Genomic DNA, 24,102 nt, shown 5'->3' on the forward strand with positions numbered 1-24,102 from the left:
GAGGAGCGGAAATCGTGCTTGATCCCCAGGATTTGTACGAATGGGACCAGAAGGGCCTGGCCGTGGTCGACATGGCCCTGGCACAGGAGTCGGCCGGACTGGTCATGCTCTATCACTTCGACGGCTACATCGACGCGGGCGAGACCGGCGAGCAGATCGTCGACCGGCTGCTCGACACGCTGCCCCACCAGGTGGTGGCCCGCTTCGACCACGACCGGCTCGTGGACTACCGCGCCCGCCGCCCGCTGCTCACCTTCCGCCGCGACCGCTGGACCTCCTACGAGACCCCGTCGATCGAGGTGCACCTCGTCCAGGACGCCACCGGCGCGCCCTTCCTGCTGCTCGCCGGCCCCGAGCCGGACGTCGAGTGGGAGCGCTTCGCGCTCGCCGTGCGTCAGATCGTCGAGCGCCTCGGCGTCCGCCTCGCGGTCAACTTCCACGGCATCCCCATGGGCGTGCCGCACACCCGGCCCGTCGGCCTCACCCCGCACGGCAGCCGCGTCGACCTCATCCCCGGCCATCGCAGCCCCTTCGACGAGGCCCAGGTGCCCGGCAGCGCCGAGTCCCTCATCGAGTTCCGCCTCACCGAGGCCGGATACGACACGCTCGGCGTCGCGGCCCACGTCCCGCACTACGTCTCCCGCTCCCCGTACCCGGACGCGGCCCTCACCGCCCTGGAGGCCATCACGGCCGCCACCGGCCTCGTCCTGCCCGGCGTCGCGCACTCCCTGCGCACCGAGGCGCGCCGCACCCAGACCGAGATCGAGCGGCAGATCGGCGAGGGCGACGACGAGCTGACCGCCCTCGTCCAGGGCCTTGAGCACCAGTACGACGCCATGGCCGGCGCCGAGACCCGCGGCAGCCTCGTCGCCGAGCCCGTCGACCTGCCCTCCGCCGACGAACTCGGCCGCGAGTTCGAGCGCTTCCTGGCCGAACGGGAGGGCGACGCATAACCGCCGGGCCGCGGGATCTAAGCTGCCGCTCATGCTGAAGGTGGGCCTGACCGGCGGAATCGGCGCCGGCAAGAGCGAAGTGTCCCGGCTCCTCGTCTCGTACGGAGCCGTGCTGATCGACGCGGACCGCATCGCCCGCGAGGTGGTGGAGCCCGGCACGCCCGGGCTCGCCGCCGTCGTCGCGGAGTTCGGCCCGGAGATCCTCACTCCCGAGGGCACGCTCGACCGGCCGAAGCTCGGCTCCGTCGTGTTCGCCGATCCCGACCGCCTCGCCGCGCTCAACGCGATCGTCCACCCGCTCGTCGGCGCCCGCTCCGCCGAGCTCGAGGCCCTCGCCGGTCCCGACGACGTCGTCGTCCACGACGTGCCGCTGCTCACCGAGAACGGCCTCGCGCCCCTCTACGACCTGGTCGTCGTCGTGGACGCCGCTCCGGAGACCCAGCTCGACCGGCTGGTGCGGCTGCGCGGCATGACCGAGCCCGAGGCCCGCGCCCGTATGGCGGCGCAGGCCACCCGAGCCCAGCGGCGCGCCGTCGCCGACCTGCTCGTCGACAACGACGGACCGCTGGAGGCGCTCGAGTCGCAGGTCCGCAAGGTCTGGGAGGAGCTGCGGCAGCGGGCCGCCGCCCATCCGTAAGCCGGCCGTGAACGGGGTAGGGAAACCTTCGGGAGGCCCCGCCCGGGCGCCTCCCGGAACACGGCCACGTGCCCGCTGTTGAAACACCGGAGCGAGGGGAAGGAAACCACTGTGGCCGAGGAGACTCCGGAAACCCACGTCATCGACTTCCGCGCCGCCGAGCACCTGCTCGCCGCCAGGGATCCGCGCGGTGCGATCAAGCTGCTCGACTCGGTCATCGCCGCCCATCCGGAGAGCCGCGCGGCCCGCCTGCTGAGGGCCCGCGCCTACTTCGCCGCCGCGCAACTGGGCGCCGCGGAGCGCGAGTTCCAGCACATCGTGGACCACGAGCCGGACAACGCCTTCGCGCACTTCGCGCTCGCCCGCACCTTCGAGCGCTCCGGCCGCCCCGACCAGGCCACCCGCCACTTCCGCCTCGCCGCCGCCCTCGACCCGAAGCCGGAGTACGTGGAGGCGGCCAGATTCGAGGCGGCGGACTAGCCCCGCCGCCCACGGCCTGTTCGGCCCCCACGGCCTGATCGGCTCCCACGGCCTCCGTGGCGCCCAGAGGCCCGTCCGGCTCCTACGGCCTGTTCGGCGGATCACGGTCGGGCAGCCCAGAGGGCCTGCCCACCGGTCCCCGCCGGCGCCGGTTGCCGTGATCCGGCTCGTACGGAGGGATGTCCCGGCCCGGCTGCCAGTGCGGGCCCTGCCTGATGTGGTGCGAGACCATGATCAGGTCGACGGCCGCCACCACGAACAGCACTCCGCACGCCGCCGCCCAGCCCGGCCGCCCGACCAGCGAGAACACCGTCGTCCCGAAGGCGGCCCACGCCGTTCCCCACAGGCTCAGCCAGAACCGCAGCCGCAGCGCGCTGCGCGCGGTCGCCGGTTCACTCCCCGTACGCATGACGCAGCATCTCCCGGGTGAGAGGACCCCCACGGGCACTTCCAGCATCCACCCACCGCGCACGATCCGGAAGTTCTGCCGCAGGCCGACGAGAGGACGCGAGAGGGCATGAGCGAGGCGAAGGGCGGCGCGGGCCGCTCACGACCCGGACACCAGGGCACCGGTCCCGGACCCGTCACCCCGGACGGCTGCGCCGTCGAGCTCTACCGGCGCCTGGCCGTCGGCAGCGAGCCCGAGGTGATCGCCGCCGCGGTGCCGGCCGGGGCGGCCCTCCTCGAGCTGGGCAGCGGCGCGGGCCGGGTCACCGGCCCGCTGGCCGACCGCGGCTTCGTCGTGACGGCGGTGGACGAGTCGGCGGAGATGCTGGCCGCCCTCGCCGAGCGGGTGCCGGGCGTCGAGACCGTGCACAGCCCCATCGAGACCCTGCGGCTGCCGCGCCGCTTCGACGCGGTGGTCCTCGGCTCCTTCCTGGTGCACACCGCCGACCACCGCACCCGGCAGGCGCTCCTGGAGACCTGCCGGCACCACGTCCGCGACGACGGCCGCGTCCTCGTCCAGCGCGAGGGAGCCGACTACCACGACGACCTGCCGCGCGAACGGCACGACCCGGCCGGCTACACGGTACGGATCGTGTCGGCGGAGCCGGCCGGCGACGGCGTGGACCGGGTCTTCGCCGAATACCTCTTCCCGGACGCGCGCTGGACCCAGACGTTCCTGTCCCGAAGGCTCGGCCCCGAGGTGTTCGAAGCCCACCTCGCCGAGGCCGGACTCGCCGTCGAACGCTGTCTGACCGACGACGGGACCTGGGTGCTCGCCCGGCCCGTCGCGGTCAGTGGATGACGTTGTAGCTGCGCCAGGGCAGCGTGCCCGGCACGATCTCGTTGCCCGTCTTGCTGGGCAGGTAGATGTGCTGCTTGCCGCCGCAGTTCGGCGTCCGGTACAGCCGGATGTCCACCAGCGTGTTGTTCTCGACCCTCGTCGCGCCCGACGGCGCCAGCCGGTGGCAGCCCTTCACCGAAGGGCTCGTCACCGTCACCACCAGCTCGCGCCCGGTCTCGTACGAGAGCGTGCCCACCGCGCTGCGGCCGAGGCCCGAGCAGCCCGCGACGGCGAAGGCGAGCAGGGCGGCCCCGGTGGCGGTGGCGAGACGCCGGTGAAGGGACATGGGCGAGATCCTCGTCTGTCGGGCGTGGGGCCGCGGCCGGTGCGCTGCCGGGCCTGTCTGCCCGCCACCCTGCCGTCTTCGCGGCCGGGTGTCATGTTCTGTTGGGCCGCCCGGGGGACAGGCGGCCGAGGACGCGCCGCGGGCCGTTGTCAGACCCCACCCGTATGGTCGGAAGTCCAGCAGGAATCCGTCGCGGACCGGGAGGTGAGCAGCGCCGTGACCCCACGTCTCTGGACCGGCGGTGCCGCCGTGTTCCTGCCCGCCGCCCTGCCCCGCGAGGGCCGGGTCGCCTTCTGGGCCCCCGACGGCGGGCCGCTGCCCGGCGACCGCCCGGCCGAGGACGGCGGGACGGACCTGCCCCGCTCCGCCGAGCGGGGCGAGCTGACCGTGGTGCGGCGGCACGGCGCCGGCGCGCGCACGAGGACCGTGCCCGCCGTCTTCCTGCCCGTCACCGAGGCCCTGCCCCCTCTGGTCGCCGCCCGCCACCACCCGGCTGCCCACCCCGCCACCGCCTGCTGGGGCGCCGCCGCCCTGCACGCGCTGCACCTGGTCGCCCGCGGACGGCTGCTGCCCGGCCTGACCGCCGACGACCACGACGCCTGGCGGGCCGGACCGCTCGACGCCGACGACATCGCCTACCTGCGGGCGATCGCCGCCGCCATGCCGTACGAGGCCCACGCCACACCCGTGCCGGGCCACGGACCGCTGATGCTGCCCGAGCCGGAGGCGCTGGTGCGAGCCTTCCTCGACGCCGTCGCCGACACCCTGCCCCGCACACCCGCCGCGCCGCACGCGGTCGGCGCGCCGTTCGCCGCCCGTGAGCCGCGGCACCTGCCCCGCGCGCGTGCCTGGGCCGCCGAGGCCGCCGCCGGCATGGACGCCGGCGTCCGCGTCTCGCTCCGCCTCGACCTGTCGGGATACGAGCTGTTCGACGTCTCGGGCGACGCGGACGCCGTCAGCGGCGAGGAGCGGCAGGCCGCCGCCGCGCTCCTCCAGGTCCACAGCCTCGCCGACCCCACCCTCGTCATCGACGCCGCCGCCCTGTGGGCCGGCGACGGCGACGAGCACTTCGGGCCCCGCGCCCGGATCGACGCCGTCCTCGCGCTGCGCCGCGCCGCCCGCGTCTGGCCGCCCCTCGGCCGCCTCCTCGAGCGCGACGTGCCCGACGTGCTGTCGGTGTCCGAGGACGAGCTGTACGAGCTGCTCGGCCCCGCCGCCGCCCGGCTCGCCGACGCCGGGGTGGCCGTCCACTGGCCGCGGGACCTCGCCCGGTCCCTCAGCGCCTCCGCCGTCGTCCGGCCCGTCCGTTCCGCGCCCGGCTCCGCCACCGACGGCACCTCCTTCTTCGACAGCGAGGAGCTGCTCCGCTTCAACTGGCAGCTCGCGCTCGACGGCGACCCGCTCACCGAACGGGAGATGGACGCCCTCGCCGAGGCCCACCGCCCCGTCGTCCGCCTGCGCGACCAGTGGGTGGTCGTCGACCCCGACCTCGTCCGCAAGGCCCGCAAGCGCGAACTCGGCCTGCTGGAGCCGGTCGACGCCCTCGCCGTGGCGCTGACCGGCACCGCCGACGTCGACGGCGAGACCGTGCCCGCCGTGCCCGTCGGCGCCCTCGCCGCCCTGCGCGACCGGCTCCTCGCCGGCCCCGAGGACATCGACCCGCCGCCCGGCCTGAACGCCACCCTGCGCGACTACCAACTGCGCGGCCTGGCCTGGCTCGACCTCATGACCTCCCTCGGACTCGGCGGCTGCCTCGCCGACGACATGGGCCTCGGCAAGACCGTCACCCTCATCGCCCTCCACCTGCGCCGCGCCCGCCGCGCCCCGACCCTCGTGGTCTGCCCGGCCTCCCTCCTCGGCAACTGGCAGCGGGAGATCCGCCGTTTCGCGCCCGACGTGCCCGTCCGCCGCTTCCACGGCACCGGCCGCACCCTCGAAGGACTCGACGGCGGATTCGTCCTCACCACCTACGGCACCCTGCGCACCAGCGCGCCCCGACTCGCCGAGCAGCAGTGGGGCATGGTCGTCGCCGACGAGGCCCAGCACGTCAAGAACCCCTTCTCGGCGACCGCCAAGGCGCTGCGCACCCTCCCGGCGCCCGCCCGGGTCGCCCTCACCGGCACGCCCGTGGAGAACAACCTCTCCGAGCTGTGGGCGCTGCTCGACTGGACCACACCCGGCCTCCTCGGCCCGCTCAAGGCCTTCCGCTCCCGGCACGCCCGCGCCGTGGAGAACAGCGAGGAGATCGAGAACGAGGAGGCGGTCGAGCGCCTGGCCCGCCTCGTCCGGCCGTTCCTGCTGCGCCGCCGCAAGTCCGACCCCGGCATCGTGCCCGAGCTGCCGCCCAAGACCGAGTCCGACCACCCCGTCTCCCTCACCCGCGAACAGGCCTCGCTCTACGAGGCGGTGGTGCGCGAGACCATGGCCCAGATCGAGGAAGCCCAGGGCATGGCCCGGCGCGGCCTGATCATGAAGCTGCTGACCTCGCTCAAGCAGATCTGCAACCACCCCGCCCAGTACCTCAAGGAGCAGCCGCCGCCCGGCGCCCGCGCCACGTCCGCCGGTACGCGGCTCGCGGGCCGCTCCGGGAAGCTCGCCCTCCTCGACGAACTCCTCGACACGATCCTCGCCGAGGACGGCTCCGTCCTCGTCTTCACCCAATACGTGTCCATGGCCCGGCTCCTCGCCGACCATCTGGCCGGCCGCGGCATCCCGGCCCAGCTGCTGCACGGCGGCACGCCCGTCGCCGAACGCGAGCGCATGGTCGACCGCTTCCAGGCCGGTGAGGTCCCCGTCTTCCTGCTCTCCCTCAAGGCGGCGGGCACCGGACTCAACCTGACCCGGGCCGGCCACGTCATCCACTACGACCGCTGGTGGAACCCGGCCGTGGAGGAGCAGGCCACCGACCGCGCCTACCGCATCGGACAGACCCAGCCCGTGCAGGTCCACCGGCTCATCGCCGAGGGAACCGTCGAGGACAGCATCGCCGAGATGCTGCGCGCCAAGCGGGCCCTCGCCGACGCCGTCCTCGGCTCCGGCGAGGCCGCCCTCACCGAACTCACCGACCGCGAACTGGCCGACCTGGTGTCCCTGAGGAGGCCCGCATGAGCTCCGAAGGCCCCCGCACGCCAGGCACCCCCGGCCGCCGTCGGCCCGCCCGCCCCGGCCTGCGCGCGGGCGCGGCCCGCGCCGCCCTGCCCCGCCACGACGACCGGCGCCGGACCTTTCCCGCACTCGCCCCGCACACCGCGCCCGACGGCCGGTTCGCCGCCACCTGGTGGGGCAACGCCTGGGTGGACGCCCTGGAGGACACCGCCCTCGACGCCGCCCGGCTCGCCCGCGGCAAGGCGTACGCCCAGCGCGGTCACGTCGACGCGATCACCGTCACGCCCGGCCGGGTCGTCGCCTACGTCCACGGCAGCCGGCCCCGCCCGTACCGCACCGAGATCCGGCTGCGGACCCTCGGCGACGACGACTGGGAGCGGTTCCTCGACGAGGCCGCCGCCCGGCCCGACCACATCGCCGCCCTCCTCGACAAGGACGTCCCGCACGCCCTGGAGGCCGTCACCGGACTCCTGCCCGCTCCCGGCGACCTCGTCCCCGACTGCTCCTGCCCCGACGACGGCTATCCGTGCAAGCACGCCGCCGCCCTCTGCTACCAGTCCGCCCGCCTCCTCGACGAGGACCCCTTCGTCCTCTTCCTGATGCGCGGCCGCGGCGAGCAGGAACTCCTCGCCGACCTCACCCGGCGCAACGCCGCCCGCTCCGCCGCGGAGAGCGCCACCGCCGCGCCCGCCATGCCCACCGTCCCGGCCCGCACCGTGCTCGCCCCGCTCACCGGGCACACCCTCCCGCCCCTGCCGCCGCCGCTGCCGGCACCCGCGCATCCCGGCCGCCCCGCCGTCTTCCCGGCCGACCCCGAGGCGCCCGACCCGCTGGCCCTCGACCTCCTCGCCACCGAGGCCGCCGCCCGCGCCCACACCTTCCTCACCACCGGTGACGATCCCGTCGCCGCCCTCACGCCCTGGCAGGACGCGGTGCGCCTGGCCGCCGCGCACCCCGGCTCCGGCCTTACCGCCTCCAGCCGCGCCCTCTACCGGGACCTCGCCTACGCCCTGGACCGCACGCCCACCGACCTCGCCCGCGCCGTCGCCGCCTGGCGCCAGGGCGGCCCTGCCGGACTGGCCGTCCTGGAAGAGCCCTGGGATCCGCCCGCCGGCCCCTTCGACCGGGCCAGACCCGCCCTGCTCGCCGCCGACCTGCCCGCCTTCCGGCCCTGGCGCAACCGGCTCTCCACCCGCTCCCTCCAGCTCCGCTTCGGCCGGGACGGGCTCTGGTACGGGTACGAGTCGGACACCGACCGCGAGGACTGGTGGCCGCGCGGCACCCCGGACGCCGACCCGGTCGGCGTCATCACGGATCTGCTGGGAGCGTGACCGCGGGGCCGCACTCGCATGCGCCGCGGCGGCCGGGCGCCCGGGTGTTCGACGACGTCGGCCCCTTGGCTCCCGCACCGCGTGAGAAGATGGTCAACTTCCCTTGGAGCGGCCGCAGTTCACGACCGTCGCACCTGGTGATCGCGGGACCGGCGCGCCCGCACGCCGCCGGTGCCGTCACCCGCCCGCACCGTCACCCTCCGCGTACGGCCGACGTCGGGACATGATCCGACCGGCTCACACTCCCTCGTTGGAGTGAAACACGCCGAGGGTCGGATCCGGCCACCTCACGAACGGCGTTGTTTCGGGTACGGGCGAGTGCCCGTGATGACATCCGGAAGGCAGGAAGCCATGAGGCAGATTCGCCGAAGTGGTCTGGCCACACTGTTGGCCACCGGTGGCGCGCTGGCGCTCTCGGCGGGCGCCGCCCACGCCGACTCCGCGGCCCAGGGAGCCGCCGTCGGTTCGCCGGGGGTCGGCTCCGGCAACACGGTTCAGCTGCCGGTGCACGTTCCCGTGAACGCCTGTGGCAACACCGTCAGCGTCGTCGGACTGCTCAATCCCGCGTACGGCAACAGCTGCGTCAACCGCTCCGGCGGCGGGGGTTACGGCTCCGAGGTCCGCGGCGGCCCGACCCACAAGGACCTGCCGGGAACCCCGCGCGCCGGCTCCTCCGACAGCGGCAACAGGGTCGGCGGCGGTCAGAGCGGCCACCCGGGCGGGCCCTACGGCGGACCTCACGGCGGGTCGTCGAACGGCGGCGGCGCGACCGCCGAGGGCCACACCGCCGGCTCGCCCGGCGTGCTCTCCGGCAACGGCCTGCAGCTGCCGGTCGACCTCCCGGTCAACGTCAGCGGCAACTCGGTGAACGTCGTCGGCATCGGCAACCCGGCCTTCGGCAACACCTCGGTCAACGAGTCCCGGCCCGAGGAGGAGTGCGAGCACCCGGAGACCCCGACTCCGCGCCCGCACACCCCGAACCCGCACACCCCGGTCCGCAACCTGCCGCCGGCCCCGAGCCACCAGCAGGCCGGGCCCACCCCGCAGTCCAGCTCGGTGCAGCTCGCCAGCACCGGCTCCGGCACCGTCGGTTACGTCGCCCCGATGAGCGCCGCGCTCCTCCTCGGCGGCGCGATCATGTACCGCCGGGCCCGCCGCGCGGGCGGCCAGGCCTGACGTTCCTCACTCGGTACGCCAGGCCCGGAGCACCGCCTCGACGGCGGGCGCGATCGTCGTCCGGGCCTGGTGGCGGGGCACCCCTGCCATGAGCAACGCGTCGTAATCGGTATCCACATGGCGTACGGCGGCCCGGACCGCCGCGGTGACCGCGCCCCGGTCCAGGGCCCGGCCGGCGGCCGTGCGCCCCACCCGGCCGCTGCCCTTCGTGGCGGCGTGCGCGGCGATCTCCGCCGCCCGCTCGCCCGGGCAGCCCGGAAAGAGCCGCAGGATCTCCCGCTCCAGGGTCGCCGTGATCTCGGCGTCCCGCCGGGCCCGGCGGGACGCGTCCCGGGCCCGGCGCCGCGCCCGCGCCTCGGCGTCCGCGAGGCAGGCCGCCTCCGCCGCGGCCAGCGCCTCCTCCTCGACGAGCAGGCCCTGGCGCTCGTACCGCGTACGGCGCCGGTTGTGCCGTACGACCACCGCCCACAGCGAACTGCCCTCACGCGCACGGCGAGTGAGGGCGGTGTGGCCGCGGCGCAGGAAGACGAGGTGGCCGAGATCGGCGCAGTCCAGGCAGACCGTCGCGTTGAACTCGACGATCATCCGCTCCAGTGGCCCCTGGTGGCACTCCGAGCAGCGCCGCCGCCTGAGCGGCTCCACCACGACCGGGGCGACGAGATCCACGGTCCGGTTCTACCCGTGCGCGCCGCGGCGCACGCCCGGCGCGGGCGGCCTCGGCGAGCCGACGCGTGTGTGTGAAGGACCGTCGGCCGGCGGCGCGGTCAACCGGCAGAAAAAACAGTTCGATTCGCGGGACGCCGGCCCCTAGGGTCGAGCGCGTGGCAACGAAACTCAATCAGATCATCGCAGTAGAGAAAGGCGTCAAGTCCCGGGCGCATCAGGACCTGACCACCGCCCATCACGGGCTGCAGAAGCCCGCCCTGCTGGCCGGCATCTCCCGTACGTACCAGCCGAAGGACGAGGAGGGCGAGCAGCTGCCGCCCGAGTCCACGCTGGTGCAGGTCAAGGCCGAGGACGTGCTGCGCGACACCGCGCGGACGCTGACCCGCCTCTTCGACGTCACCGCCACCAAGGACTGGGCGAACTGCGAGGCCCGCGCCGACGTCACCGTCGACGGACGGGTCCTGGTGAGCGACGTGCCGGTCGCCTATCTGCTGTTCCTGGAGAAGCAGCTGACGGACATCCTCACCTTCGTCCGCAAGCTGCCGGTGCTCGACGCCGCCGAGTCGTGGTCGCAGGACCCGTCCACGGACGCCTGGAAGACCGAGCCCGTCCGTACGGTCCGCACGAAGAAGGTGCCGCGCAACCACGTCAAGGCGGAGGCGACCGACAAGCACCCGGCCCAGGTCGAGGTGTACTACGAGGACGTTCCGGTCGGGTACTGGACCACCGTGAAGTTCTCCGGCGCGCTGCCCGCCCGGCGGGTGAACGAGCTGGTCGAGCGGGTCGAGAAGCTCCAGCAGTCGGTGAAGTTCGCCCGCGAGGAGGCGAACGGCACCGAGGTCACCGACCGCCGCGTCGCCGACGCCGTCTTCGGCTACCTCTTCGGGTAGTCCGGAACACCATGAACTCCCCGGCCGCGAGCGCGGCCGGGGTGCGCGAGGAGCGCAAAGCTGAAGCTGAGCCTTGTCGTCACGACGTGGTCCGGTCACCACGGCACTTCTGACCCGGATCGCGTTCAAACTCAGACTATTGCTCCAGATTCAGCATGCGCCGCTCATCGCCGGATCGACCGGGCCCGGGCCCTGTGCGTCGAAATGCCAGTTCGAATCTGGTCCGCCGAGCTCTCGATCGGCGGTGGTCCAACGGCAGGACGCGACGCAATGACGACTGACCCGGGTCCTCAAGCGCGCCGGCGTGTGAAGAGGAGCGGCATCGAATGGGTCCGGGGGCAGGCTACGCCCTCGGACCCGCTGCCGTTCACTGCCGTTCACGCCGTTCACTGCCGGTAGCCGCCGAGGAAGCGGCCGATGCGGCTGATCGCGGCGTCCAGGTCGTCCGCGTACGGCAGGGTCAGGATGCGGAAGTGGTCCGGCCGCGGCCAGTTGAAGCCGGTGCCCTGCACCACCTGGATCTTCTCCCGTAGCAGCAGGTCGAGCACGAACTTCTCGTCGTCGTGGATCTTGTGCACGGCCGGGTCGAGGCGCGGGAAGGCGTAGAGCGCGCCCTTCGGTTTGACGCAGGAGACGCCCGGGATCTCGTTGAGCTTCTCCCAGGCGCGGTCGCGCTGCTCGCGCAGCCGGCCGCCGGGCGCGGTGAGTTCGTGGATCGACTGCCGGCCGCCGAGCGCGGCCTGGATGGCGTACTGCGCGGGCGCGTTCGGGCACAGCCGCATGGAGGCCAGCATGCCCAGGCCCTCCAGATAGCTCTTGGCGTGCTCACGCGGTCCGGTGACGACCAGCCAGCCGGAGCGGAAACCGGCCACGCGGTAGGTCTTGGACAGCCCGCCGAAGGTGAGGACGACCAGGTCGGGGGCCAGGGAGGCGGTCGGGTGGTGGACGGCCTCGTCGTAGACGATCTGGTCGTAGATCTCGTCGGAGAGGACCATCAGCTGGTGGCGGCGGGCGAGGTCGAGGATGCCCTCGACGATCTCCTTCGGATACACCGCGCCCGTCGGGTTGTTGGGGTTGATGATCACGACGGCCCGGGTCCGGTCGGTGATCTTCGACGCCATGTCGTCGAGGTCGGGATACCAGTCGGCGGACTCGTCGCAGAGGTAGTGCACGGGCTTGCCGCCGGCGAGCGTGGTGACGGCCGTCCACAGCGGGTAGTCGGGCGCCGGGATCAGGACCTCGTCGCCGTCCTCCAGGAGGGCCTGGGTGGCCATCGCGATGAGTTCGGAGACGCCGTTGCCGAGGTAGATGTCGTCGACGTCCACGTCCGGCAGGCCCATCGACTGGTAGCGCTGGGCGACGGCGCGGCGGGCGGACAGGATGCCGCGGGAGTCGGTGTAGCCGTGCGCCTTGGGGAGCATCCGGATCATGTCCTGGACGATCTCCTCGGGCGCCTCGAAGCCGAAGAGCGCGGGATTGCCGGTGTTGAGGCGCAGCACGCTGTGGCCCGCCTCCTCCAGGGCGTTGGCGTGCTCGATGACCGGGCCGCGGATCTCGTAGCAGACCTCGCTCAGCTTGCTCGACTGCCGGAACTCCATGCGCCGACCTCCCCAGAAGTGGTGTTGCTTGGTTTTACCAAGTTCGAGCTTGGAAAGTCCAACAACATGTCTAGACTGCGTCGCATGCCACCACGTCAGTCGCGTCAGGCACGCCGCCGAAGCTATGACCAGTACTGCGCCACCGCCCGCGCCCTCGACGACGTCGGCGACCGCTGGACGCTGCTGATCGTCCGTGAACTCCTGGCCGGCCCGCGGCGCTACACCGATCTGCACGCCGATCTGCCCGGCGTCAGCACCGACATGCTCGCCGGCCGGCTCAAGGACATGGAGAGCAGCGCACTTGTGACCCGGCGCCGGCTGCCGCCGCCCGTGTCCGCGTCCGTGTACGAGCTCACCGACCGCGGCCGCGCGCTGCTGCCCGTCCTGCGCGCCCTCGCGGCGTGGGGCGCGCCCGCCCTCGAAGAGCCCCGGCCCACCGACGCGGTGCGCGCGCACTGGTTCGCCGTCCCGCTCCTGACCGCCCTGGAGGGGCTCGGCGCGAAGGTGGTCCAGGTGAGCCTGGACGAGGGCGAGTTCCACGTACGGACCGGGGCCGACGGACAGCCGGAGTACGGGGACGGGCCGGCGCCCGACGCCGACGTACGGCTGCGCACCGACGCGGCCACCTGCCGGGCCCTGGCCGCCGGCGAACTGACCCTCGCCGAGGCGGTCGAGGCCGGCCGTGCGGCCCTGGAGGAGACGGCCCGGCCGCTCTGAGGAGACCCCGCCCGGCGCGCACCGCGAGCAGCAGAGCGTGGCGGACGGCGGCGACGCGCGCGGCGGACGGCCTCGACGCGCGCGGCGGGTGGCCTCGACGCGCGCGTCGCTCCTAGGCGAGCCGGCCGGCGCCCGAGGACGCGCCGCCGCCCGTCCGCGGATCGGCCCCGTCCGTCCGTCGACCGGCCTCGTCCGGCCGCGGATCGGCCCCCTCCGCCCGCCGACCGGCCCCGTCCGCCCGTCGACCGGCCTCGTCCGGCCGTCGACCGGCCCCGCCCGCCCCTCGACCGGACTCGTCAGGCCGCTGGCCGGACTTGTCGAAGGAGGCCAGAGCGGCGGCAAGCCGGTCCCTGGCCTCCGTCTGGGCGGCGATCCTCGCCTCGAGCACCGCGAGCCGCTCCCGGGCGATCGCGAGCCCGCCCGGGGACGGCGCGGTCGCCGGCACGTCCCCGTCCAGGCAGGCCGCGAACGCGCCGACGTCGTCGAGGGTCAGGCCCGCGCCCAGCAGATGCCGGATGTTGGACACCCGCACCACGGCCCGCTCGTCGTACACCCGGTAGCCGTTGTCCGCGCGTACCGAGGAGATCAGACCCGCCGCCTCGTAGTGACGCAACGCGCGTGCCGTCGTCCCCGTCCTCCGGGCCAGTTCACCGATGCGCAAGCACCCCACCTCCGCGCGCAGTCGTATCACGACACCAGCGCGCCTCCGTCGACGGGCAGCACGGTGCCCGTCAGATACCCGGCCTCCGGCGCGGCCAGCGCCGCGATCGCCCAGGCGACCTCCTCCGGGCGGCCGATCCGGCCCAGCGGGATGTGCGCGAGCTGCCACTCCCGCAAGGAGGCGCGCTGTTCCGCGGTCAGCCCCATGTGGTCGGCGATCGGCGTCTCGATCGCACCCGGCGCGACCGCCACCACCCGGATCCCGCGCGGAGCGAGCTCCACGGCCCAGCAGCGGGTCAGCGTCTCCAGGGCGCTCTTCGTCGCCGGATAGAAGGAGTTGCCGGGCCAGCCGCGCTGTCCGACCGTCGTCGTGACGTTGACGACGACACCGCGGGACGCCTGGAGCGCGGGCACGGCCGCCTGCGTGAGCAGGACCGGAGCGACGAGATTGGTCTCCAGGAGCGGGCCGATGACCTCGCGGCCGAGCGAGCCGAGCCGTCCGCCGCCGGCGATTCCGGCGTTGTTGACGAGGACGTCGAGCCGGCCGTGCCCCTCGGTGGCCGCGCGCACGATCTCCTCCGGCGCGCCCGGCACCGTGATGTCCGCGACCAGGGGCCGGATGCCCGGGAAGCCCTCCGCCGTCCCGGCGAGCGGCTGCGGCCTGCGGCCCACGGCGAGGACCGTCGCGCGCTGGCGTGCGAAGGCGCGGGCCGTCGCCCGGCCGATCCCGGTCCCGGCCCCGGTGACCACGACGACCCTGCCGCTGCCGTCGGCGTGCCCGGTGTCGCCGGTGTCGCCGGTGTTCCCGCTGTGCTGTCCTGCCTCGTCGGTACGCTGCCGCGTGCTGTCGCTCATGCGCTGATCCTCGAACCCTGCCGCCAGTGGCAAGGTCAAGTCCTCGCGCCAGACCCGTGCGGCAGGATGGACGGATGCGATTCGAAGCGATCAGCTGGGAGCGGCTGGCCGACGCCGTCGCCGACCGTGTCGACGCGACCGGGCCCGGCGACGGCAGCGCCTGGCTCAAGGTCGGCGTCGACGGCGCTCCCGCCGCGCCGGGCGGGGAGTTCGCCGAGCGGATCGCCGACGCGCTGCGGCTGCGCGGCCGCTCCGTGCTCGCCGTCGCGACCGGCGGCTTCCTGCGGCCGGCCTCGCTGCGCTTCGAGCACGGCAAGCAGGACCCCGACGCGTACTACAGCGGCTGGTACGACACCGGCGCGCTATGGCGGGAGGTGTTCGGGCCGCTGGAGCCCGGCGGGAGCGGCCGGGTGCTGCCCGACCTGTGGGACCCGGCCACCGACCGGGCCACCCGCAGCCCCGCCGTACCGCTGCCGCTCGGCGGAGTCCTGGTCGTCCACGGGCCGTTCCTGCTCGGCCACTGGTTCCCGTTCGACCTGAAGGTCCATCTCCGCCTGTCGCCCGGCGCCCTCGCCCGCCGCACCGACCAGCCCTGGACCCTGCCCGCCTTCGCCCGTTACGAGAACGAGGTCGGCCCCGCGGACACCGCCGACGTCGTCGTCCGCGTCGACGATCCGCGCCGCCCGGCCTGGACGGGCTTCCGCGACTAGGACCCGCCCGGACCGCGCCCGGGACCCTGCCCGGGGGCCCGTCCGGTGGACGCTCCGTGGACTCACGGACACTTCCTAGACGGCCTCGGACGGAGGGCCCTGCGGCCGGCCGCCCACCGTCGTCACCGCCCGCGCGCCCGCGGCGCAGCCCGACGCGGCCGCGCGGGCCGGGTCCGAGCCGGTCAGCAGGCCGGCCAGGAAGGCGCCGGTGAAGGCGTCGCCGGCGCCGGTGGAGTCGACCGGTGCGGCCGCGGGCGCCGCCACGCGGGCGGACACGCGTCCGCCGGCCGCGAGGACGGCGCCCTGGCCGCCCAGGGTGACCGCGACCAGCGGGAAGCGGCGGCTGAGGGCCGCCGCGGCCTCGCACGCGTCGTCGTGCCCGGTGAGGAGGCGGGCCTCGTCCGCGTTCGGCAGCAGGCACTGCGCGCCGTCGACGGCGGCGAGGAAACGCTCGGCGCCCAGCTCCGCGAGGAAGCCCGCCGAGGCCGGGTCCACGCTCACCGGCACGCCCGCCGCGCGGGCGTCACGCAGCACCCGCCCGGCCGTCTCGCGGCTCGGCGCGGCGAAGAACAGATAGCCCGACAGGTGCACCCGGGCGACCCCGTCGAGCAGTCCCGGCGCCCAGTCGTCCGGCGAGAGCCGCAGCGCCGCCCCGCTGTCCGTCAGGAACGTGCGCTCCGCGTCCGCGCCGACCAGTGCGATCACCGTCGCCGTCGGCGCGTCCGGATCCGGGACGAGCAGCGGCCGTACGCCGGCCCGGCGCAGCGCGAGGTCGTGCCAGGAGGCGGAGTCGGTGCCGACCCGGGCCAGGAGCCGTACCTCCGGGCAGCCCGAACGCGCCGCCCAGCAGGCCACGTTGGCACCCGCGCCGCCGGGCAGGGTGCGGATCTCCGCCGCCGTGTCGGTGGCCGGCGCGAGCGGCGTACGGTGCCGGGCGACGACGTCCGTGACGACGTCGCCGACGACGAGGAGCGCGCCGGGTCCGGTCACGGCCGGTCGCGGTCCGCCGCCGCGACCCGTGCCGCGAGCCGTACGTTGCCCCGCACCGCGGCCAGATTCGCCTCCAGGGACGCGCCGTCCGTGTGCACCATCAGATACTCCAGCAGGAACGGCGTCACGGCCTGCCCGGTGACGCTCTTGTCCCGCGCCGCCGCGAGGCCCCGCGCGAGCACCCGGTCGTGCAGCGCGGGATCGAGCTGCTCCTCACGGGGCACCGGATTTCCGACGATCAGCGCCGAGCGCGGCCCGCCGAGCTCGTCCCGGGCGCGCATCACCCGCGCCACCTCCTCGGGCGTCCGTACGGTCCAGTCGACGCGCTCGCCGGAGGAGGACAGGTAGAAGCCGGGGAACCGGTCCGTGCCGTAGCCGACGACGGTCACGCCCAGCGTCTCCAGACGCTGGAGGGTGGCCGGGACGTCGAGGATCGACTTGACGCCCGCGCACACCACCGTGACGCCGACCCGGGCGAGCAGCCGCAGGTCCGCGGACTCGTCCTGGGTCTCGGCCCACTCCCGGTGGACGCCGCCGAGGCCGCCCGTCGCGAACACCCGTATGCCCGCGGAGTCGGCGAGCCAGGCGGTCGCCGACACCGTCGTCGCCCCGGTCGCCCCGGCCGCGAGCGCCGGCGCGAGATCGCGGTGGCCGAGCTTGCGCACCGCCGGGTCCTCCGCGATGCGGACGAGACCGGCCTCGTCCAGACCGATCCGTGCCGTGCCGTCGACCACCGCGACGGTGGCCGGCACGGCGCCGCCGTCCCGCACCAGGGCCTCCAGCTCCCGGGCCACCGCCAGATTGCGCGGGCGCGGCAGACCGTGGGAGATGATCGTCGACTCGAGCGCGACGACGGGGCGCCCCTCGTGGAGCGCCTCCCGTACCTCTTCGGACACCTGTGTGGACATGGTGGATCTCTCGGCCGCCCACGGGCCCCGCAAACCTCGGTGGCGCACATCAGCCACAGCCCGGCAGCCCGGGCAGCCGCGCCGCGTCCACCACCTGGATCACGGAGCGCGCGCCGGCGGCCTTGGCGTTCCCGAGGCTGTACGCGACGGCCAGCGCGTTCCCGGAGGCGACGGCGTACCCGTACGGCGGCGTGATCCTCGTGTACGTGCCCGAGGTGTGCGTCTCCGGGCCGTGCGTGCCCGAGGCGGACGAGGCGGTGTCGCCGAGGTCCAGCGCGTAGGAGGTCTCCGGCGTGCGCCAGGTGACGAGCCGTCCCGCGACCCGCAGTTGGTCCATGCCGTCGACGGCCGGAGAGGTGGTCACCGCGGCCGAGGGCTCGGCGTCGCCGGTGCGCCAGACCATCAGCCGGGGCGTCGCCTCGCCCGCCACCCACGCCCATGTGGTGCCGTCGGAGGCGAGGGAGCGGAAGTCGCGCAGCGCGGCGATCCTCGGCGGCAGCGTGGCCGGACGCCCGTCGCGCAGGGAGACCGCCGCGGGCCGGGTCCGGTCGCCCGCGGCCTCGCGCCACACCAGCAGACCGCCCGCCGCGAACGGCGTGTCGAGGACGCCCGTGTGCCACGCGCGCGGGGGCCCGCCGGTGGCCGGGGCGGCGAAGACGGTGGCCTTGCCTGCGCCCGTGCCCTGTGCCCAGACCACCGTGCCGTCGTGGACGACCGGGCGGGGAAGCGGGCCGGGCCGGTCGGCGCGGGCGAGGCGGCGGGCCCGGCCGTTCGCCGCGTCCCACACGTACAGGCTCCACGGGCTGTCGAGGGTCCGGCCCTCCAGGACGGCGAACGCGGCCCACCGGCGGCCGTCGAAGTCGGCGGCGAGCAGCTGGTGTTCGACCGGGTCCGCGAACCGCAGCAGGGTGCGCGGCGCGGTCCCGCCGGGCCGGACGAGCACGGCCCCGCGCCCGTCCGTGCCGGTGAGCTGGAGCGCGGTCCAGCCCGGGCCCGCGTCGGTGAGGACGGCACGCCGGCCGTCCGGCGGCCGGTACTCGCCCGCGGTGAACGCGGCGCGCCAGGCCGCCGGCAGCGCCACCTCGCAGGCCGCGGCCCGTACGGCCGGCCGCGTGGCGGCACCCGCGGCCGTCGAGGCCGTCGCCGCCGTCGGACCCGTGGGTCCCGTCGGCGCGGGCCCGCCGCCTCCCGGCGAGCACCCCATGAGGAGGGCGCCCGCCAGGAGAAGGGACCGGACGTGCCTACCAGACGTAGCCACGGCCGCCCATGATGGTGGTGAGGGTGTCGGAGGAGATGTGCGCGGACTTCGGCACCGAGCCCGCCCAGGAGATGACGCTCGTGCTCACCCCGCCCACCGGGTCGAGGTAGTTGACCTGCGCGGCGGCGGTGTCGGTGTTGTAGCCGTCGATGGCGACCCAGTGGAAGATCTCGATGTTGGGGTGACCCACGAGGTGCGGGCCGCCCGGCACCTCCCACGCGTTGCCCGCGATGGCGTAGTCGTAGTCCGTGTTGTGGGTGATGTGCTGCCTGAAGGCGGTCTTGTCGCTGGCGGTCGGGGTGTAGGGCAGCGCGTTGGGCACGTACCCGGCGCCCGGGAGGCGGTAGTTGAGCGCGTCCGCCATCGGGTATCCGGTGGGGTTCGGCACGTTGATGTCGATGCCGTACCAGGCGGTGCCGCTGGTGGTCGTCCGCAGCAGGTTCGCCGCCTCCTGCTGGGACCGGCCGCCGACCTCGTCGTGGGCGGACTGGGTGATCACCAGGGAGGCGGGGCCGCACCAGTAGGAGGTCTGCTGCGACTGGTGGAGGGCGCCGGAGAGCTTGTAGCCGGCGAGGACGCCCGGGGAGCCGAGGACGCCCGGGGAGCCGAGGGCGCCCGAGGTGCCGAGGAGGCCCGGGCTGCCGAGGGCGCCCGAGGCGCCGAGGGCGCGCACGCCCTCGTACGCTCTGGCGGCCTCGGCGTGCTTCGCGGCGGCCAGCGCGCGCTGGGCGGGCGTCAGCCGCTGGGCTCCGAGGGTGTCGTGGGCCGCCTTGTAGGCGGCGCCGGGGGCGGGTTCGGCCGTCGCGCCGGCCGCCGTCCCGGTCGCGGAGGCGACCGGCGCGGTGGTGGCGGCGGTCAGCAGGGCCGCGGCGCCGACGACGGCGGTGCGGAGGGCGGTGCGGAGGAAGGTGGGGGTCATCGCACTCTCCTGTCCAGGGTGGGGGAGGAGTTCGGGGGGAGTGTGACGCCTCGCGCGCCGCCTGTCAGCGGACATGCCGGGATCCTCCGTACCAACATTGGGCCCACCAAAGGCGCCGCCTCCCACCAGCGCGGACGGCCCTCTCCGGCGCCGGCGTCCGAAGCGGTTTTCACCCGTCCGCCGCCTACGGATCCGGTGTTCCGCAGGCTCCTCCCGCCCGCTTCGGCGGCCTCTTTCGCCACGCCTTCGCCGTAAACCACCGCTGCGGATTCCGTTGCCCGCGAGCGCCGTCGAACTCCCTGGTGGGAGCGGGAAACGGAGCCGATCGTTCCATCGGATCCCGGTCCTGTGCGGAGCTGCGGGACCCGGCTACAGTCACCGCCCATGACCACTCACGCGCAGCCCTCGTTCGCCGTCCACATCCCCGACGCCGACCTCGAACCCGAGCCGCTCGACCCCGGCCAGATCGTCTCCGGCACGCCCGAGGTGACCGGCAAGGTCCTGTGGGAGTCCGCCGACGGCAAGCAGCTCCGGGGCATCTGGCAGATCACTCCCGGCGTGGTCACCGACACCGAGGCGAACGAGCTCTTCGTCGTCGTCAGCGGCCGGGCCACGGTCGAGGTCGAGGGCGGCGAGACCCTGGAGATCGGCCCGGGCGACGCCTGCGTGCTGCGCGAGGGTGACCGCACCACCTGGACCGTCCACGAGACCCTGCGCAAGGCGTACCACATCAGCCTCTGAGCCGGCGCCGCCGGAAACCCTGAGCCGGTGCCTCGGCACCGCCTCCCGTAACTCCTGTCGCCGAGAAGCATGTTCAGGGTCTGGTAGGAAACTTTCCTGTCGGCTAGCATCCCGGCGGCGGCTTGGCGCGGCGCCCGACCCCGCGGTCCCCCCGGCGGGGCCGGGCGTGACGCGCTCAGCGAGAGCTCTGACCCGGCCGCCGTGCACCGCAGCACGCCCTGGTGGCGTCCGTCGCCACCCGGGCCGTGCCGCGGTCTCTCCGCACCGGAGTCCAGCTCTCGCCGTCCCCAGGCAAGGGAGTCCCAGGTATGCGCCTGTACGCCTCCGCCCCACCCCGCCACACCGCCCTGTCCGTCCTCCTCGCGGCCGTCCTGCTCCTCGCCGGCGGCCTGCTCCTCACCGGCACCGGCCGCGCCGACGCCGCCGATCCCCTCCTCTCCCGCGGCAAGCCCGCCACCTCGTCCTCGGTCGAGGACGACGGCCTCGGACCCGAGAACGCCTTCGACGGTGACCCGGCCACCCGCTGGGCCAGCGCCGAGGGCTCCGACCCGCAGTGGCTCCGGGTCGACCTCGGCGCCACCGCCTCCGTCTCCCGGGTCCGGCTCAGCTGGGAGGCCGCCTACGCCAAGGCGTACCGCGTCGAGATCTCCGCCGACGGCGCCACCTGGACCCGGCTCGCCACCGAGACGGCCGGCAACGGCGGCACCGACGACTGGACCGGACTCACCGGCAAGGGCCGCTACGTCCGCGTCTACGGCACCGCCCGCGGCACCTCGTACGGCTACTCGCTCTACGAGGCCGAGGTCTACGGCACGGCCGACGGCACCACTCCGCCCACGACCCCGCCGCCGACCACTCCACCGCCCACCACCGGCGCCTTCACCGTCGTCGCGGCCGGTGACATCGCGGCCCAGTGCACCGCCTCCAGCAGCTCCTGCGCCCACCCGAAGACCGCCGCCCAGGCCCAGCGGATCAACCCCACGTTCTATCTGACGATGGGTGACAACCAGTACGACGACGCCCGCCTGTCCGACTACCGGAACTACTACGACAAGACCTGGGGCGCCTTCAAGGCCAAGACCCGGCCCGTGCCCGGCAACCACGAGACCTACGACCCGGCAGGCGCGCTCGCCGGCTACAAGTCGTACTTCGGAGCCGTCGCCTATCCCCAGGGCAAGCCCTACTACAGCTACGACGAGGGCAACTGGCACTTCGTCGCCCTCGACTCCAACTCCTTCGACGACCCCGCCCAGATCCAGTGGCTCAAGGACGACCTGGCCCGCAACGCCAAGGGCTGCGTCGCCGCCTACTTCCACCACCCGCTGTACTCCTCCGGCGGCCACGGCAACGACCCCGTCTCCAAGCCCGTCTGGCAGATCCTCTACGCCGCCAAGGCCGACCTCGTCCTCAACGGACACGACCACCACTACGAGCGCTTCGCGCCCCAGGACCCGAACGGCAAGGCGACCGCCGACGGCATCGTCGAGATCGTCGGCGGCATGGGCGGCGCCGAGCCCTATCCCATCGAGACCGTCCAGCCCAACAGCCAGAAGCGGATCAGCGGCCCGTACGGCGTGCTGAAGCTGGACTTCACCGACACCACCTACAGCTGGCAGTACGTCGGCACCGACGGCCAGGTCAAGGACACCGGCCCGACCTACACCTGCCACTGATGTACCTCGCGACCACCGGTCGCCGGGACGCGCCGCCCGCCCCCTCCGGGGCGCGGCGGCGGGTCTCCGCCACCGTCCTCGCCCTCGGCACGGTCAGCCTCGTCACCGACGTCTCCTCCGAGATGGTCACCGCCGTCCTGCCGCTCTACCTCGTCCTCGGACTCGGCCTCAGCCCGCTCCAGTTCGGCTTCCTGGACGGACTCTTCACCGGCGCCACCGCACTCGTCCGGCTGCTCGGCGGGCACGCCGCCGACCGCGGCGGCCGGCACAAGGCCTTCGCCGGCCTCGGCTACGCCCTCTCCGCCTGCTCCCGGCTCGGGCTGCTGCTCGCGGGCGGCGCGACCGGCCTGATCGCCGGCGCGCTGGCCGTGGACCGGCTCGGCAAGGGCATCCGCACCGCCCCGCGCGACGCCCTGATCACCCTCGACAGCCCGCCCGACGGCCTCGGCCGCGCCTTCGGCGTGCACCGCGCCATGGACACCACCGGCGCCCTCCTCGGCCCGCTGGCCGCCTTCGCGCTGCTGTGGGCGACCGCCGACGCCTACGACGCCGTCTTCGTCGTCAGCTTCTGCGCCGGACTGCTCGGAGTGCTGCTCCTCGTGGTCCTCGTGCCCGGCGGACGGCGCGCGCCCGTCGGCGTCCCCCGCGGCTCGCGGGACCTGGCCGCGCCGCTCAAGGTGCCCGCCGTGCGGCGGGTCGCGCTGGGCGCGGCCGTCCTCGGCGCGGCCACCGTCGGCGACGCGTTCCTCTATCTGCTGCTCCAGCGGCGGACCGGGCTCGACGCCACCTGGTTCCCGTTCCTGCCGCTCGGCGCCGCGGCCGCCTATCTGCTGCTCGCCGTCCCGGCCGGCCGGCTCGCCGACCGCGTCGGGCGCCGGCGTCCCTTCCTGTACGGGCACGGGGCCCTCCTCGGCGCCCTCGGCCTGCTCCTGGCCCCGCTGCCGGGACCCGTCCTCCTGGTGGCCGTCCCGGCGCTCCTCGGGCTCTTCTACGCCACCACCGACGGCGTCCTGATGGCGCTGACCGGACCACTGCTCCCGGCCGCGCGGCGGGCGAGCGGTCTCGCGCTCGTCCAGACCGCGCAGGCCCTCGCCAAGGTGGCCGCCGCGGCCGGCTTCGGAGCCGCCTGGACCCTGTGGGGACCGCGGACCGCGCTCCTGCTCGCCCTCACCGGGCTCGCCGCGGCCCTGTGCTGCGCGGGCCGCCTGCTGCCCGCCGATCCCGCACCCGAGAAGGAGACCATGACCGCGAAGGAGACGTCATGACCGCCGCGCCCGCCGTGAACGTCCTGACCCGGCGTCGCCTGTGGGCGCTCGTCCTCGGCGTGCTGCTCCTCGCCGGCGGCGCCACCGCCTACACCCTGCGGGCCGCCGCCGGCCGCGGCGACACCGCCGCCACGGCCGCCGACGCCGGCTTCACGCTCGACGACGGTGCGCCGGGTGCGCTCTGGTTCCGCGACACCGCCACCGGGCGGGTCGCCCGGCAGGAGCCCGCCGCACCCGGCGGGCGGACGGCGCTCGGGCCGCGCTGCGACCGCTTCCACGCGGCCGGGCCCACCGCGCTCTGCCTCCAGCGGCGACCCGGGATGCCGGCCCGCTCCTCCGTCCTCGTCCTCGACCGCCGGCTGCGCGAACAGCGGCGGATGAGCCTGCCCGGCATCCCCAACCGCGCCCGGGTCTCCGCCTCGGGGCAGGTGCTCGCCTGGACCACGTTCGCGACCGGAGACTCCTACGCCACCTCGGCGTTCTCCACCCGGACCTCGATCCTCGACCTGCGCACCGGCTACCTGATCAAGAGCATCGAGCAGATCCCGCTCACCCTGAACGGGCGCCGCCACCACGCGCCGGACGTCAACTTCTGGGGCGTCAGCTTCGCGGCCGACGACAACCGCTTCTACGCCACCGTCGCCACCCAGGGCCGCACCTACCTGGTCGAGGGCGACCTGCGGAACTGGTCGGCGCGGGCCCTCAAGGAGAACGTGGAATGCCCCTCGCTCTCCCCGGACGGCACCCGCCTCGCCTACAAGAAGAAGGTCTCCGCCGATCCGCGCGCCCCGTGGCGGCTGTACGTCCTCGACCTCGCCACCCTGCGCGAGCACCCGACGGCCGAGACCCGCTCCGTCGACGACCAGGCGGCCTGGACCGGACCCGGCACGCTCGCCTACGGCTACGACGGAGCCGTCTGGAGCGTCCCGGCCGACGGCACGGGCGCACCGCGCCGGGTGGTGGCGCGGGCGTCCTCGCCGGTGGTGCCCCGCTGAC

At 74.7% G+C, this 24,102-nt stretch carries 23 protein-coding genes and 1 pseudogene; 14 read left to right on the forward strand and 10 right to left on the reverse strand.

Annotated features, from left to right (window positions below; translation table 11 throughout):
* Positions 1-14: 14 nt before the first annotated feature.
* From ACIGO8_RS21470 to ACIGO8_RS21480, 3 genes are all read left to right on the forward strand, one after another.
* The gene (locus ACIGO8_RS21470; protein WP_399732832.1) at positions 15-953 is read left to right on the forward strand and encodes a PAC2 family protein; all 939 of its coding nucleotides are present in this window, start codon (positions 15-17) and stop codon (positions 951-953) included.
* A 31-nt stretch (positions 954-984) separates the two neighbouring features.
* On the forward strand, positions 985-1,590 hold the full coding sequence (gene coaE / locus ACIGO8_RS21475; RefSeq protein ID WP_399732835.1) for a dephospho-CoA kinase: 606 nt from the start codon (positions 985-987) through the stop codon (positions 1,588-1,590).
* A gap of 111 nt (positions 1,591-1,701) precedes the next feature.
* A complete protein-coding gene (locus ACIGO8_RS21480) occupies positions 1,702-2,070 on the forward strand; it encodes a tetratricopeptide repeat protein (RefSeq protein ID WP_399732838.1) in 369 nt (122 codons plus the stop codon).
* An 82-nt stretch (positions 2,071-2,152) separates the two neighbouring features.
* Here ACIGO8_RS21480 and ACIGO8_RS21485 read toward each other — a convergent pair whose 3' ends face one another.
* Positions 2,153-2,479, reverse strand: a complete 327-nt coding sequence (locus tag ACIGO8_RS21485; RefSeq protein ID WP_399732840.1) for a DUF6343 family protein — start codon at positions 2,477-2,479, stop codon at positions 2,153-2,155.
* 108 nt (positions 2,480-2,587) lie between these two features.
* On the opposite strand from ACIGO8_RS21485, the gene ACIGO8_RS21490 reads away from it, so the two are divergent.
* Positions 2,588-3,319, forward strand: a complete 732-nt coding sequence (locus ACIGO8_RS21490; protein WP_399732844.1) for a class I SAM-dependent methyltransferase — start codon at positions 2,588-2,590, stop codon at positions 3,317-3,319.
* Here ACIGO8_RS21490 and ACIGO8_RS21495 read toward each other — a convergent pair.
* A complete protein-coding gene (locus ACIGO8_RS21495; protein ID WP_399732847.1) occupies positions 3,309-3,644 on the reverse strand; it encodes a hypothetical protein in 336 nt (111 codons plus the stop codon). The two genes, ACIGO8_RS21490 and ACIGO8_RS21495, sit on opposite strands and share 11 nt — an antisense overlap.
* 216 nt (positions 3,645-3,860) lie before the next feature.
* Between ACIGO8_RS21495 and ACIGO8_RS21500 the strand changes: the two genes are divergently transcribed.
* The 3 genes from ACIGO8_RS21500 (at position 3,861) to ACIGO8_RS21510 (ending at position 9,256) form a co-directional block, all read left to right on the forward strand.
* On the forward strand, positions 3,861-6,752 hold the full coding sequence (locus tag ACIGO8_RS21500; RefSeq protein WP_399732849.1) for a DEAD/DEAH box helicase: 2,892 nt from the start codon (positions 3,861-3,863) through the stop codon (positions 6,750-6,752).
* Positions 6,749-8,080 carry an SWIM zinc finger family protein gene (locus tag ACIGO8_RS21505; protein ID WP_399732852.1) on the forward strand — a complete coding sequence of 444 codons (1,332 nt, stop codon included), beginning with the start codon at positions 6,749-6,751 and terminating at the stop codon, positions 8,078-8,080. Before ACIGO8_RS21500 ends, ACIGO8_RS21505 begins: the two co-directional genes overlap by 4 nt.
* Positions 8,081-8,431: 351 nt before the next feature.
* Positions 8,432-9,256: a chaplin gene (locus ACIGO8_RS21510; protein WP_399732855.1), complete on the forward strand. Its 825-nt coding sequence runs from the start codon at positions 8,432-8,434 to the stop codon at positions 9,254-9,256.
* Between the two features lie 6 nt (positions 9,257-9,262).
* Here ACIGO8_RS21510 and ACIGO8_RS21515 read toward each other — a convergent pair whose 3' ends face one another.
* On the reverse strand, positions 9,263-9,922 hold the full coding sequence (locus ACIGO8_RS21515; protein ID WP_399732858.1) for a DUF2293 domain-containing protein: 660 nt from the start codon (positions 9,920-9,922) through the stop codon (positions 9,263-9,265).
* Positions 9,923-10,077: 155 nt separating this feature from the next.
* Between ACIGO8_RS21515 and ACIGO8_RS21520 the strand changes: the two genes are divergently transcribed.
* Complete coding sequence (locus ACIGO8_RS21520) at positions 10,078-10,812, forward strand: hypothetical protein (RefSeq protein WP_399732860.1); 735 nt, start codon at positions 10,078-10,080, stop codon at positions 10,810-10,812.
* 386 nt (positions 10,813-11,198) lie between these two features.
* Here ACIGO8_RS21520 and ACIGO8_RS21525 read toward each other — a convergent pair whose 3' ends face one another.
* On the reverse strand, positions 11,199-12,410 hold the full coding sequence (locus ACIGO8_RS21525; RefSeq protein WP_399732863.1) for a pyridoxal phosphate-dependent aminotransferase: 1,212 nt from the start codon (positions 12,408-12,410) through the stop codon (positions 11,199-11,201).
* Positions 12,411-12,494: 84 nt separating this feature from the next.
* On the opposite strand from ACIGO8_RS21525, the gene ACIGO8_RS21530 reads away from it, so the two are divergent.
* The gene (locus ACIGO8_RS21530) at positions 12,495-13,127 is read left to right on the forward strand and encodes a winged helix-turn-helix transcriptional regulator (protein ID WP_399732866.1); all 633 of its coding nucleotides are present in this window, start codon (positions 12,495-12,497) and stop codon (positions 13,125-13,127) included.
* A 301-nt stretch (positions 13,128-13,428) separates the two neighbouring features.
* On the opposite strand, the pseudogene ACIGO8_RS21535 reads toward ACIGO8_RS21530, so the two are convergent.
* Positions 13,429-13,788: pseudogene (locus tag ACIGO8_RS21535) on the reverse strand (MerR family transcriptional regulator); the annotation flags it as partial.
* Between the two features lie 26 nt (positions 13,789-13,814).
* Positions 13,815-14,642 (reverse strand): SDR family NAD(P)-dependent oxidoreductase, encoded by an 828-nt coding sequence (locus ACIGO8_RS21540; RefSeq protein WP_399732868.1) that lies wholly within the window; start codon positions 14,640-14,642, stop codon positions 13,815-13,817.
* A 74-nt stretch (positions 14,643-14,716) separates the two neighbouring features.
* On the opposite strand from ACIGO8_RS21540, the gene ACIGO8_RS21545 reads away from it, so the two are divergent.
* Positions 14,717-15,352, forward strand: a complete 636-nt coding sequence (locus ACIGO8_RS21545) for a uridine kinase (protein ID WP_399732871.1) — start codon at positions 14,717-14,719, stop codon at positions 15,350-15,352.
* A 75-nt stretch (positions 15,353-15,427) separates the two neighbouring features.
* Here ACIGO8_RS21545 and ACIGO8_RS21550 read toward each other — a convergent pair whose 3' ends face one another.
* Genes ACIGO8_RS21550 through ACIGO8_RS21565 form a run of 4 tightly spaced genes read right to left on the reverse strand, consistent with a single transcriptional unit; the run spans position 15,428 to position 19,427 of the window.
* Positions 15,428-16,342, reverse strand: coding sequence for a carbohydrate kinase family protein (locus tag ACIGO8_RS21550; RefSeq protein ID WP_399732874.1), 915 nt, complete (start codon positions 16,340-16,342; stop codon positions 15,428-15,430).
* On the reverse strand, positions 16,339-17,250 hold the full coding sequence (locus ACIGO8_RS21555; protein WP_399732876.1) for a pseudouridine-5'-phosphate glycosidase: 912 nt from the start codon (positions 17,248-17,250) through the stop codon (positions 16,339-16,341). The genes ACIGO8_RS21550 and ACIGO8_RS21555 overlap by 4 nt, the downstream gene beginning before the upstream one ends.
* Before the next feature lie 49 nt (positions 17,251-17,299).
* Positions 17,300-18,508, reverse strand: coding sequence for a hypothetical protein (locus ACIGO8_RS21560; RefSeq protein ID WP_399732878.1), 1,209 nt, complete (start codon positions 18,506-18,508; stop codon positions 17,300-17,302).
* On the reverse strand, positions 18,492-19,427 hold the full coding sequence (locus ACIGO8_RS21565; protein WP_399732880.1) for a hypothetical protein: 936 nt from the start codon (positions 19,425-19,427) through the stop codon (positions 18,492-18,494). Before ACIGO8_RS21565 ends, ACIGO8_RS21560 begins: the two co-directional genes overlap by 17 nt.
* 384 nt (positions 19,428-19,811) lie before the next feature.
* Here ACIGO8_RS21565 and ACIGO8_RS21570 point away from each other — a divergent pair, with 384 nt between their 5' ends.
* The 4 genes from ACIGO8_RS21570 to ACIGO8_RS21585 all read left to right on the forward strand — a co-directional run bounded on the left by ACIGO8_RS21570 (position 19,812) and on the right by ACIGO8_RS21585 (position 24,101).
* Complete coding sequence (locus ACIGO8_RS21570; protein ID WP_399732883.1) at positions 19,812-20,168, forward strand: cupin domain-containing protein; 357 nt, start codon at positions 19,812-19,814, stop codon at positions 20,166-20,168.
* Positions 20,169-20,476: 308 nt separating this feature from the next.
* Positions 20,477-21,841, forward strand: a complete 1,365-nt coding sequence (locus tag ACIGO8_RS21575) for a discoidin domain-containing protein (protein WP_399732885.1) — start codon at positions 20,477-20,479, stop codon at positions 21,839-21,841.
* A complete protein-coding gene (locus ACIGO8_RS21580; protein WP_399732887.1) occupies positions 21,841-23,106 on the forward strand; it encodes an MFS transporter in 1,266 nt (421 codons plus the stop codon). Before ACIGO8_RS21575 ends, ACIGO8_RS21580 begins: the two co-directional genes overlap by 1 nt.
* Positions 23,103-24,101 (forward strand): hypothetical protein, encoded by a 999-nt coding sequence (locus tag ACIGO8_RS21585; protein ID WP_399732890.1) that lies wholly within the window; start codon positions 23,103-23,105, stop codon positions 24,099-24,101. The genes ACIGO8_RS21580 and ACIGO8_RS21585 overlap by 4 nt, the downstream gene beginning before the upstream one ends.
* Position 24,102: the final 1 nt, after the last annotated feature.

It is taken from the genome of Streptomyces sp. NPDC053493 (genome assembly GCF_044544825.1).
GTDB lineage: Bacteria > Actinomycetota > Actinomycetes > Streptomycetales > Streptomycetaceae > Streptomyces.